Source organism: Roseomonas sp. CAU 1739, from assembly GCF_039839775.1.
In the GTDB taxonomy this organism is placed as follows: domain Bacteria; phylum Pseudomonadota; class Alphaproteobacteria; order Acetobacterales; family Acetobacteraceae; genus Neoroseomonas.
The window spans coordinates 112194-124151 of sequence record NZ_JBDOQQ010000009.1; the positions used below are offsets into that span (position 1 = coordinate 112194).

The following is an 11958-nucleotide window of genomic DNA, read 5'->3' on the forward strand; positions in this document are numbered from 1 at the left end:
CGAGGCCGGACGGGCGAGCCGACCCCTCTGAAAGAAAGCTAGCATTCCGGCCTAAATCTCGCCCAATCGGTAATATCGATAGCAAGAGGGCGGAGGCGGGGCGGACGGACGAAGTTGAATGCCCCGTGGGCTCTTGGCCGCATGGCGCAGGCCGCGACGTATTATGGACGGCTTGCCTATGCGGGGCGCCGGCTGCTTCATAGCTGCAACGTCATGCCGGTCACTCTCCCACCCTCCGCCAATTTCGGTTTCCTCGCTCGGTACGACGCGGGGTTGGCGTTGGTTGCGACCCGGGCCGAGCAGTACTTCCCGGAAGACCCCGTCACCGCCCTGATGAAGCTCCGCCAGTTCGGGGAGATGCTCGCGCAGCAGGTCGCCGCGCGGACCGGCGTCTTCACGACGATGGAGGAATCGCAGGCCGAACTGCTCGCGCGCCTGCGCCGGGAGGGCAACCTCCCGCGGGACGTGCTCGACGTGTTCCACGACCTGCGGCGCCGCGGCAACGATGCCACCCATGGCCACCAGGGCGACCATGCCGAGGCCATGGCCGCCCTGCGCCTTGCCCGCCAATTGGCCATTTTCTTCCACCGCACCTTCGGCGGCGACCCGAACTTCAAGCCTGGCCCCTTCCAGCCGCCGCGCCCGCCGGCTGACGCGACGGTCGAGCTTCAGGCCGAGATCGAACGCCTGCGCACCGAGCGTGACGCCAGCCTGACCACCGCCGAGCGCGCCCGCGAGGCCGCAGAAGCTGCCGAGGCACGCGCCCAGGCCGAATCCGCCGACCGCGCCGTGTGGGAAGCGCTGGCCGCCGAGGAACAGGCCGCCCGATCCGCCCTCGCCGCCGAACTCGCCGCGCTGCAACAGGCCGCGGCATCCGCGCCACCCGCCGCGCAACAGACCATCAGCCTCCTCGCCTTCCAGGCCGCCGAGGCCCTCGATCTTGACGAGGCCAGCACCCGCGACCGTATCGACGCCCAGCTCCGCGCTCGCGGCTGGGATGCCGACAGCCGCACCCTGCGCCACGCCGCCGGCGCCCGCCCCGCCAAGGGCCGGAACATGGCCATCGCCGAATGGCCCACCGCCAGCGGCCCGGCCGACTACGCCCTGTTCTGCGGCCTCACCTGCGTCGGCGTCGTCGAGGCCAAGCGCCGCAACCGCAACGTCGCCGCCTCCCTCGGCCAGGCCGGACGGTACGCCCAGGGCTTCCTGCCCGAACCCGGCCTCGAACTACCCGCCGGCGGCCCATGGCTGGCCGACAACCAGGGCCAGGAGCCCGCCTACCGGCTGCCCTTCCTGTTCTCCGCCAATGGCCGTGGCTACCTCAAGCAGATCGAGACCCAATCCGGCACCTGGTTCCGCGACGCCCGGGCGACCACCAACCACGGCCGCGCCCTGGCCGACTGGTACACGCCCGAAGGCCTGTTCGCCCTGCTCGGTCAGGACCAGGCCAAGGCGCAGGCGGACCTCGCCGAAAAGCCATTCGACTTCGGCTTCGAACTGCGCCCCTACCAGCGCTGCGCCATCGAGGCGGTGGAACGCAACCTCACCGAGGACAGCCGCCGCTCCCTGCTGCTCGCCATGGCGACCGGCACCGGCAAGACCAAGCTGGCCATCGCCATGCTCTACCGGCTGCTCGCCACGCGGCGCTTCCGGCGGGTGTGCTTCGTGGTGGATCGCACCTCCCTCGGCGACCAGGCAGGCGGGGAATTCCGCACCACCCGCGTCGTCGGCGCCAACACCTTCGCCGACACCTTCGGCCTGAAGGGGCTGAACGAGGTCGCCCCCGACGAAGCGACCAAGGTGCACATCTGCACCATTCAATCCTTGGTGAAGCGCATCCTCGGCCCACCCGCGCCGGACCCCACGCCACCCGTCGACCTCTACGACCTGATCGTCGTGGACGAATGCCACCGCGGCTACACGCTCGACCGCGAACTCGGCGACGCCGAACTCGGCTTCCGCAATGAGGCCGACTACGTCTCGAAATACCGCCGCGTGCTGGAACACTTCGACGCCGTGAAGATCGGCCTCACCGCCACGCCCGCGCTGCACACCACCGACATCTTCGGCCGGCCCGTCTTCACCTATGGCCTGCGCGAGGCGGTGATCGACGGCTACCTGATCGACCAGGAACCGCCGATCCGCATCGAAACCGCGCTGTCCCAGGCCGGCATCCACTTCCAGCAGGGCGACGAACTGCCCTTGCTCGACCCGCTGACCCAGGCCATCGACCTCACCACCGCCCCGGACGACCTCGACTTCGATGTCGAAAGCTTCAACCGCCGCGTCATCACCGAGCCGTTCAACCGCGTCGTCGCCGAGGAACTGGCCCGCCACATCGACCCCAGCCTGCCTGGCAAGACGCTCGTCTTCGCCGCCACCGACGCCCATGCCGACATCGTGGTGAAGGCGCTGAAGGATGCCTTCGCCGCCGCCTATGGCGAGATCGAGGACGGCGCGGTGCAGAAGATCACCGGCAGCATCGACAAGCCGGGCCAGATGATCCGCCGCTACCGCAACGACGCCCTGCCCAAGGTGGCGGTGACGGTGGACCTGCTGACCACCGGCGTGGACGTGCCGTCCATCGTCAACCTGGTCTTTCTGCGGCGGGTCAACAGCCGCATCCTGTACGACCAGATGATCGGCCGCGCGACGCGGCGATGCGACGCCATCGGCAAGGAGACCTTCCGCGTCTTCGACGCCGTGCGGCAATACGACGCCATCCAGGGCTTCACCGAGATGAAGCCGGTCGTGGTCAACCCGACCCTGTCCTTCGAGCAACTGCTGAAGGAACTCGCCGAGGCCAGCGACCCCGCCTTCCGCGCCGCGGTGCGCGACCAGGTCCTGGTGCGGCTGCGCCGCCGCATCGGCAAGCTGGCCCCACAGGCCGCCGAGGCGTGGGAGAACGCCACCGGCGAAACCCCCGCCGCCACCCTGGCGCGGGCCCAGGGCGCCACGCCAGAGGATTTCGCCGCCTGGGTGAAGGCCCGCCCCGCCCTCGGCCCCATCCTGGACTGGAACCCGGAAGGCGGCCGGCCGCCGCCGCTCGCCGTCTCCTACCACCCCGACAGCCACCACAGCACCACGGTCGGCTATGGCGCGGCGGGCCGGCCTGAGGACTATCTGTCGGCCTTCGCGACCTTCTTGCGGGAGAACGGCAACACCCTTGCCGCGCTCAACACCGTGCTGACCCGGCCGCGCGAATTGACCCGCGCGGCGCTGAAGGACCTCGCCATGGCATTGCAGGCGGCGCAGTTCACCGAGGCCACGCTGCGCGCCGCCTATCGCGACGCCACCAACCACGACATCGCCGCCGGGCTGATCGGCTTCATCCGGCAGGCGGCGCTGGGCGATGCGCTGGAACCCTGGCCATCGCGGGTGGACCGCGCCATCACCCGCCTGAAGGCGCGCCAGGGCTGGACGCAACCGCAGCGGAACTGGCTCGACCGCTTGGGCAACCTGGTGAAGGAAATGGGCGTCGCGGATCCGGCCCTTCTCGATGAAGGGCTATTCGCGCAGAACGGCGGCATGAAGCGACTCAACACGGTCTTCGGCGGGCAACTCGCCTCGCTGCTCGCCGACATCAACGAAGAAGTCTGGAAGCCAGCGGCATGAGCGGCACGACAACCACCAACCTCGTCCAGCGCCTTTGGGGCCTGTGCAACATCCTGCGCGATGACGGCATTACCTATCAGGACTACGTCACCGAACTGACCTACCTGCTGTTCCTCAAGATGCTCGCCGAGACAGGGCGGGAGGAACTGGTCCCGCCCGATTGCCGCTGGTCCGGCCTGACATCCCGCGAAGGCGATGCGCTACTGACGCATTACCGCGCCACGCTGCTGAAGCTCGGCACCTCCGGCCATGCCGGCATTCGCACCATCTTCGACAACGCCCAGACCAGCCTGCGCAAGCCGGCCAACCTGCGCGAACTGGTCGGCGCGATCGACCGGCTCGACTGGTATTCCGCGAAGGAGGAAGGGCTCGGCGACCTCTATGAAGGGCTGCTGGAGAAGAACGCCAACGAGAAGAAATCCGGCGCCGGCCAGTACTTCACACCGCGCGCGCTGATCGACTGCATGGTGCGGCTGCTGAAGCCGCAGCCCGGCGAGGTGATCCAGGACCCCGCCGCCGGCACCGGCGGCTTCCTGGTGGCGGCGGACCGCGCCATCAAGGCGGAGACCGATGAGCTGTTCACCCTGCCCAAGACGCAGCAGGACTTCCAGCGGCGGGAGGCCTTCCGCGGCCTGGAACTGGTGCCCGGCACGCACCGGCTCCTGATGATGAACCTGCTGCTGCATGGCATCGAACCGGATGGCGTGAAGGGCGGCGATGCGCTGGGGCCGGATGGGGAGGCGATGGGCCAGGTGGATTTGATCCTGTCCAACCCGCCTTTCGGCACCAAGAAGGGCGGCGGGCGGCCGGTGCGCGGGGACTTCACCATCACCGCCGATACGTCCAACAAGCAGTTGGCCTTCGTGGAGCACATCGTCCGCGGGCTGAAGCCGGGCGGCCGCGCCGGCATCGTGCTGCCCGACAATGTGCTGTTCGCCGATGGCGTGGGGCGGGATTTGCGGCGCTGGATGATGGAGGTGGCCGACCTGCACACCATCCTGCGCCTGCCCACGGGCATCTTCTACGCCCAGGGCGTGAAGACCAATGTGGTGTTCCTGCGCCGCGGCAAGGCGACGAAGGGTGGCACGCGGGCGGTGTGGGTGTACGACATGCGCGCCGGGCAGCCCGCCTATGGCAAGACGCGCCCGCTGCGTGCCGAGGATTTCGCAGCCTTTGAGGCTGCCTATGGCGACGACCCGCATGGCGGCGCGGCGCGCGAGGACCAGGGCGCGGAGGGCCGCTTCCGGTGCTTCACGCGGGAGGAGATCGCGGCGCGCGGCGAGAACCTAGACATTGCCTGGCTCCGCGGCGACGACGCGGCGGCCGAGGATGCGTTGGAGGAGCCGGAAGACATCCTGGAGGCGATCCGCACGCATCTAGCGCGGGCGATGGTGGAGGTGGAGGCGCTGGCCGGTGAGTTGAACGGCGGCGGTGAGCGGGTGGAGGCGGTGGAGTGAGTGAAGAACTGCCGCCGGGGTGGGCGCTCGCACCGCTTCGACCAATGGTGCGCACGCGTTCCGGAGACAGCAAGCTCATCAAGGGTAAACTCACGAAGGAGCCGGTTTCGGGGCTTTTCCCCGCCTTTAGTGCCTCGGGTCAGGATGTGTGGGTTTCCGAACCCGCCCATGAAGGGCGCGCCATTATTGTGTCGGCCGTTGGGGCGCGTTGCGGCAAATGCTTTATTGCCGATGGGCGTTGGTCGGCGATTGCCAACACACATGTGCTCTGGCCCAACGAACACGTGGTTGACCGCGACTTCCTTTGGTGGCGCGTCAATGACGAAGACTTCTGGAAGAAGGGCGGCTCTGCACAACCGTTCGTCAAGGTTGGGGACACCCTTGATGAGCCGCTTGCCCTTCCCCCCCTCGCCGAGCAGCGCCGGATCGTGGCGCGGATCGAGGCGCTGTTCGCCCGCACCCGCCAGGCCCGCGCCGACCTGCTGCGCATCGCGCCGCTAGCCCAACGCCACATGTCCGCGGTTCTAGCTGCCATCTTCCGCGGCGAGATGCTCCCGCCACCCCACGGCGACGCGATGCCGCCGCCGCTGATTCCGCTCAGGACTATTGTTGAGTCGCTACGTTACGGAACTGCGCAGAAGTGCTCAACCGAGCCGCGTGGCGTTGCCGTGCTCCGCATCCCGAACGTCGCGAACGGACGCATCGACCTCGGCGACCTAAAATACGGTGAGCTCGACCGAGCTGAACTGGAGCGCCTTCGGCTCCGGGTCGGCGACATACTTATCATCAGATCCAACGGAAGCCCGACCCTCGTCGGCCGGCCCGCGCTGGTTGGTCCGGAGGCCGAGGGTCTCGCCTTCGCCGGATACCTCATCCGTGCTCGGCCACGCTCTGACCGCGTAGAGCCTGCATATCTCTCCCTGATGTTGCAGGCGCCACAAATCCGGGAGCACATCGAGATCAATGCCCGTTCCAGCAGCGGCGTCCACAACATCAACAGTGAGGAGTTGGGTGCGCTCGAAGTGCCGCTGCCGCCAATCGAGCAACAGCGTAAAGCTGTAGAGCGCCTCAACTCAGAACGAGGCCAAGCGGTACGGCTCGCCGACGACGCCACCCGCGCCCTTGCCCTCCTCGACCACCTCGAACGCAGCATCCTGACCCGCGCCTTCCGCGGTGAGCTCGTCCCGCAGGACCCCGCCGACGAGCCTGCCTCCGTCACCCTCAGTCGGATTGGCGCCGTTGCCGCGCCCATCGCGACCCGGCGTGGGCGAAAGCGTGCGGCATGACATCCAGCTAGGCCGGCGCCACGCCGGCCTGACACATCCAGAAGCCCACGGTAGCGGCTGGGCACGACACGGGAGACCAGGATCCAGATGAACGACCCATCCGGCGCCAAGTTCGCGATCGAGCGTGCGGAACTGACGGCCATGGCCGCGCAGTCCTTGGAGGTATTCGCGGCAGTGGCGGACAAGGCCAGGTCCCTCCTAGCCCGCCCTGGCGCCGCCGCGTCGGACGTGTTCACCCACAACAACACGATCCACGCTGCGAGGGCCGCAATCAATCTCGCGGCCATCCAGCAGCAGAACCAGGAGGACTACCGACGGCAGTGCGTCGAGCCCGCGGTGGCGCGAATTGTCGCCATGGAAGATGACGGAACGCAGCGAACCTTCTTCGTCAGCCGCGCCACGCCCGCCCTGAGTGCGGCCGCGGACGCCTCGATCCTCAGCTATCGAGGGCCGATGGGGCGCCTGGCGGCGCTGCCCGTCGGTGCCTACGAAACGATCAAGACGCCAGGTGGCACCCGCGCCTTCGAGATCGTCGAACGTGCCGCCTTTCGTCCCGAGTTCAAGGCGAGCGCTTGGGACGCGCTTGACACCCGCGTCCAGGCCGTGGACCGGGCCGCCGCAACCATCCAGTCTCTCCGTGCTCTGCTCGGCGCGCCCGCGGATACGGAAGCCGAAGACTTCATCGGCGGCCTGCTTGCGGATGAGGCCGCTTCAAGCCTCGTCACGGCAGGATTCAGGCGCGAGCTCCTGCGCAGCATGTCGCTGCGGGAAAACCCCATCCTCGACCAGTTCCAGGACGAGGTGTTCCGCCTGCCCATTTCGAGCCGCCTTGTCTTGATGGGTCCGCCAGGCAGCGGCAAGACCACAACACTGATCAAGCGGCTCGGCCAAAAGCTCGACCTCGATGTCTTGGCGCAGGATGAGGAAGAGATGGCCCTTGTGCGCGGTAGCCTCGCCGGCGTGGAGGGGCATCGCACGAGTTGGCTGATGTTCTCCCCGACCGACCTGCTCAAGGAGTACGTCAAGGATGCCTTCAACCAGGAAGGCATCCCGGCGCCAAGCGAGCGGATCCAAACTTGGTCAGATTTCCGCAGGGATCTGGGCCGCAATGAACTTCGAATCCTCCGCTCCGTCTCAGGCCGCGGCGTGTTCGTGCTACGACCACAGGCGGACCTCTTGCACCTGCAGCCGGGAGTGATGGAGGGGCCCATCCCATGGTTCGAGGGCTTCAATCGGTGGCAGCGGCGCGCCTATTGGGCCGACCTACGGGAACGCGCCACACGCTTAGCCGCCCATGAGGCAGTGGCCATCCGAAGCATCGGACAGAAGCTCGAGGCACTGCTGGCGACGACATCCGCCGGCGCAGATCCCTCAGTGCGGGTCCTGCTCGACCTGGGTGGCGGGCTTTCGGATCAGTTGCAGGCGATCGGGTATCGCACGAACAGCATCATCCGGAAGGCCGCCAACACGGCGATCTCCGCAAACAAGGGCTTCCTGGATGAATTCGCTGCCTACCTCGCCCGTCTCGATGTCGGCGTGGAGGCGGAGCAGGAGGAGAGCGACGAGGCGGACGAGGACGAGGATGAAGAGGGCGAATCTGCGCCCCCGTCGCCCGGCTCTCCCGCTGCCACCTTCGCGGCCTACGCACGTGCCCTCAAGCAGGCGGCACGCGCGCGTGCAGCGCGCCGGCGGCTCAGGCCCGAGTCCCGCACGGCGAAGGTTATGGTCTGGCTGGGCACGCGCGTGCCGCCCGAGGCTGAATTCGAGGAGCTTGGGCGTGCGCTTCAGGCCCAAAGCGCGCTGCGTCGCTTCATGGCTCCCGTTCGCCGCTACCTATTCGAATTGCCAAAGCGGTACCGCGCCTTCCGTCGTACCGCAGAAGCCCGCGCGGCTTGGTACCGCGACGCCCCCGCCAGGCCGAATGACCTGGCGCCCCTTGAGCTAGACGTCGTGATCCTCGCAATGCTCCGGGTAGTGCGGGAGCTCCTGCGTGAGCCGCGCGTCAGCGGGCTGCTGGACGATGCTCGGTTCGAGTTCCTTGCTGACTTGCGCGGCCTGTTCGAATCCCAAATCGTGGTGGATGAGGCGACGGATTTCTCGCCCGTCCAATTGGCCTGCATGGCCGCGCTCTGCGACCCGGCCGTAGATTCTTTCCTGGCGTGTGGCGATTTTCGGCAGCGCACGACGCGCTGGGGCGCCCGCTCCCGCGACGATCTGGCCTGGGTCTTCCCCGACATCGACCTGCGGGAAATCAACATCACCTATCGCCACAGTCGACGACTCAACGAGTTCGCCCGCGAGATCGCGGGCATGATGGGAGACGACGGCCCAGGCCCGATGCTGCCGCCCGATATCAGGAACGAGGGCGTCGCGCCGGTGCTTGGCGCGGATCTGTCCAGCCCTGAAGCGTGCGCGACGTGGCTCGCTGCGCGGATCGACGAGATCCAATCTGCCTGTTTCCCGCTTCCGACGGTAGCTGTGCTTGCCCCGAATGAGGACATGGTGAAGCCGCTCGCTGATGCCCTGAGCGAGGTCCTTGAGGAGCGCAACCTGCGCGCCGTCCCGTGCCCGGAGGGCAAGTTTGTCGGCGAGGAGCGAGACATTCGCGTCTTCGACGTCCGCCACATCAAGGGCCTCGAGTTCGAGGCCGTCTTTTTCGTTGGCCTGGATCGACTCGTTCAGGAGGAGCCGGAGCTCTTCGACAAGTATCTCTACGTAGGAGCGACACGGGCAGCGACCTACCTCGGCGTCACGGTGGATGGCGCCTCGTTGCCCGCTGAGCTCGGCAGCCTTCGCCAAGGCTTTGTGCGAAACTGGTAACGTCGATGGCGAAAGGGAATGGCGGCGAGAAGGAAGCGAGAGCGGAAACGGCCGAGCAGGAACAACAGCGCCTTGGGCGGCTCGTCACGCGCATGACGGAGGCCATGCGCGAAGCGTCGCTCATGGCGGCTATGCTCCGCGTCGCCAATAGCGACACCAGCCTGCGCGCAGCGTTGCACAGCAGCCCCCAAGTGCCCGGCTTCAATGCCGTCTACCACGCGATCCTGGGCCGACTGGTCCTGGCACTCACCAGCCTCCTCGATAAGGCGAGCAGCAACCGCGCCTCGGTGCCGACCGCGATGGATATCCTCGCCCGACGCGATGTACGTCGCAGACTCACCCGCGAGGCGGCCTTGTGGCTGAACGCCAACTTTCCACACCGAGCAGCCCGCAATGCGCGGGCCTGCGTCCGACATCGCCGCCGTGCCGAGTCCACCTGGAACGCCATCACGAGCGCCCCGGACTGGTCGGACCGTCTCGATCGGCTCCGCCATCTTCGGGATGTCCGGCTGACCCATGCCCTATTCGACATGCCGGGTAAGCCCGGCCCGCTCTATGGCTGGCTGGAGGACATTCATCAGCAGCTGCGCCCGATCGTCGTGTCGCTGCGCTTCGCGGTGCACGGCGACGGTGGAGCCGAGACAGACGACGAAGAGGAAGAAGAGAACTTCGTCCGCGAGTCGGAGGCCTTCTGGACCGCGCTGCGGGTCGGCACCGCGGCCATCCGCGCGAAGGCGGACCAGGAGGACGGAACGTCCTAGCAGGGTCGCCCACCTGATCTGTCTGGGCGCGCCGATAAGCCCAGGCTCCGGCCTCGGCGCCGTTGGGGCCCGCTACTTTCAGGCCACCGGCCGCTGTGCCCGGTCGCGCACCTGCGCTAGGATATGCACCCGCGGTTCCGCCGCGGTGCCGTTCACGCGCACCAGCCACGCTTCCGCCACGCCGCGGGCGATCCAGCGAGAGACTGCGGCCGATTGCAGGCGGCTGACATAGCCGATCAACGCGCCCTCCACTTCGACTCGAACAGCAAAGGGGTCATGCGGCATCGTTGGCTCCGGCACCAGGGAGACGCGGCTGCCGACGGCGGGCGGTACGGAAAGGTACGGCCAGTAATACCGAGCGCCGTTCACTTCCAGCACGACGTCCTGCAGCGTCGCCTCGCCGTCCAGCGGGTCTACCAGCGAGAACCCATCATTCGGCAGTGAAGCGCCGGTAGTTGCCAGTAACGCGAAGGCCGGCATGGGCGCCCCAGGCCGCAGAAAGAAGCGGGCCAGATAGGCAGCGAAGTCGCTGCGCCGAGGCGAGGGCAGCCGCCGCAGGAATGGCTCCAGCGCCCGCTCCCGGAACACGCCGCTTGGCCGCCGGGGATCCCAGGGGAATGCGGGGTAGCCGACGAAGCCCGCCTCCCTCAGAGCCTCCGGCGTCCGGCCGTTATTGAGGGTCGGGAGGTCCTGCGCCTCGAAGTAGCGGAACTCAGCCCCGTCCTCGTTCCGGCGTAGGTCGCCTACTGCCCATCGCGACCGGTGGGCGACATGCGGCGGCGGACGCCATTCCAGGATGAGCCGCCGTGGCTCCACTAGGTGCTCGATCCAGCGTTCCATCTCAGCCTCCCAGCGCCTGTTCGAGGGCGATGCGACGCGCCCTGATCTGCCCGAGGACGAACGCGGCACGCTGTTCGGAGAACCGGACCGGAAAATCAAACTCGCTGCATGAGCGGAGAACGGCCTCCACCTTCGACTCGGCGATCCCGGCGATCCTAGCGATGGTCGGTCGCGAAACGCCATGTCGAGCTACAAAACGCCGGGCGAGTTCGATATGGCGCGCGCTGCCGTCGTCCCAAGATAGCCAGCCGTAATGATGCCGGCCCCGCTCGACGAAGCGCCGCAGGCCGGCGGCTTCGAGATGGCGCTGCAGGTCAGGCTCGCGCACGATCCAGCCGAGGCTGCTGCCATTGTCGAAGGCGGGCGCGAGTTCGTAGGACGTCCGGCCATCAGGGGAGCGGCGGATGAGGAACCCCCAATTCTCAGAATGGCGATCCGTGTTGCCGGTCAGCGTGTCGAAGGCGAGCGTCTGAGCCCACCATGATCGCGGATCTGGCACTTGGTGCTGACGCGAGAGCTTGATGTTCTCGGCCAAGCTGCCGCGACGCTCGTCCAGCTTGACGCCCAGGGCCTGGAACCGGTCGCGAGCATGGACAAAGCGGGCGTCGGCACGCTCACCATGACCGAAGAAGAATTCCATCAGTACGCCCGGGGAGTCGCGGCGGCCGTCGTAGCCTAGGAAGGCCGGCGGGACCTCCACGCCGACCGCGCGTGCCAGCTTGTAGGCGATCACCTCCGACCAGACCTGCTGCTCCGCATGGCCCGCCGGCTCCTTAAACAGATATCGATGGCCTGCGATAAGGAAGCGGTGGGGCGAAGGCGTCGGGCAGACCAAGACACGCTTCGGCTTCTGCCCCAAGGGCATGACGGGGAATTTGTCGTCCGGCTCCCAGGCGTCGACCTGAATGATCTCGCCGGCCGCCTGGTCAAAGCTTGCAGGCACCCACATGGGCAACGCTTAGCACGATCGCGGTGGGCGGCCATCTCCAGCGCGGCGCCGTCGCGCCTGCACCACCACGCTCCCGCCCGGCCGGGCCGCGGCGGTCGGTACGTGCTTCCAGTTCACTGCTCGCCTCGGGCCGCTGCCGAGGCCGGTAGTGCCGCCATCGCTACGCTGCAATTCTGGCAACTGGCATGTCCCACGCTCCGAGCTGGCCTTCGATCTCCTGGTTAAGGCGC

The 11958-nt window shown here is 67.6% G+C and carries 7 protein-coding genes; 5 read left to right on the forward strand and 2 right to left on the reverse strand.

Features of this window, described 5'->3' with window-relative positions; translation table 11 throughout:
• Positions 1-141: 141 nt before the first annotated feature.
• The 5 genes from hsdR (at position 142) to AAFN86_RS16000 (ending at position 9939) form a co-directional block, all read left to right on the forward strand.
• On the forward strand, positions 142-3615 hold the full coding sequence (hsdR, locus tag AAFN86_RS15980; RefSeq protein WP_347544354.1) for a type I restriction-modification system endonuclease: 3474 nt from the start codon (positions 142-144) through the stop codon (positions 3613-3615).
• The gene (locus tag AAFN86_RS15985) at positions 3612-5072 is read left to right on the forward strand and encodes an N-6 DNA methylase (protein ID WP_347544355.1); all 1461 of its coding nucleotides are present in this window, start codon (positions 3612-3614) and stop codon (positions 5070-5072) included. Before hsdR ends, AAFN86_RS15985 begins: the two co-directional genes overlap by 4 nt.
• Positions 5069-6358, forward strand: coding sequence for a restriction endonuclease subunit S (locus AAFN86_RS15990; protein WP_347544356.1), 1290 nt, complete (start codon positions 5069-5071; stop codon positions 6356-6358). Before AAFN86_RS15985 ends, AAFN86_RS15990 begins: the two co-directional genes overlap by 4 nt.
• 87 nt (positions 6359-6445) lie before the next feature.
• Entirely contained in the window at positions 6446-9178 is a 2733-nt protein-coding gene (locus AAFN86_RS15995) for an ATP-binding domain-containing protein (RefSeq protein ID WP_347544357.1), read from the forward strand.
• Between the two features lie 5 nt (positions 9179-9183).
• Positions 9184-9939 (forward strand): hypothetical protein, encoded by a 756-nt coding sequence (locus AAFN86_RS16000; RefSeq protein WP_347544358.1) that lies wholly within the window; start codon positions 9184-9186, stop codon positions 9937-9939.
• 78 nt (positions 9940-10017) lie between these two features.
• Here the strand turns inward: AAFN86_RS16000 and AAFN86_RS16005 are convergent, their stop codons facing one another.
• Both AAFN86_RS16005 and AAFN86_RS16010 read right to left on the reverse strand, forming a co-directional pair.
• Entirely contained in the window at positions 10018-10779 is a 762-nt protein-coding gene (locus tag AAFN86_RS16005; RefSeq protein WP_347544359.1) for an HIRAN domain-containing protein, read from the reverse strand.
• A gap of 1 nt (position 10780) precedes the next feature.
• Complete coding sequence (locus tag AAFN86_RS16010; RefSeq protein WP_347544360.1) at positions 10781-11728, reverse strand: HipA domain-containing protein; 948 nt, start codon at positions 11726-11728, stop codon at positions 10781-10783.
• Positions 11729-11958: the final 230 nt, after the last annotated feature.

Coding starts and splice junctions, on each gene's coding strand:
- hsdR (WP_347544354.1), top strand. CDS start 142: ATGGCGCAGGCCGCGACGTATTATGGACGGCTTGCCTATGCGGGGCGC.
- AAFN86_RS15985 (WP_347544355.1), top strand. CDS start 3,612: ATGAGCGGCACGACAACCACCAACCTCGTCCAGCGCCTTTGGGGCCTG.
- AAFN86_RS15995 (WP_347544357.1), top strand. CDS start 6,446: ATGAACGACCCATCCGGCGCCAAGTTCGCGATCGAGCGTGCGGAACTG.
- AAFN86_RS16000 (WP_347544358.1), top strand. CDS start 9,184: ATGGCGAAAGGGAATGGCGGCGAGAAGGAAGCGAGAGCGGAAACGGCC.
- AAFN86_RS16005 (WP_347544359.1), bottom strand. CDS start 10,779: ATGGAACGCTGGATCGAGCACCTAGTGGAGCCACGGCGGCTCATCCTG.
- AAFN86_RS16010 (WP_347544360.1), bottom strand. CDS start 11,728: ATGTGGGTGCCTGCAAGCTTTGACCAGGCGGCCGGCGAGATCATTCAG.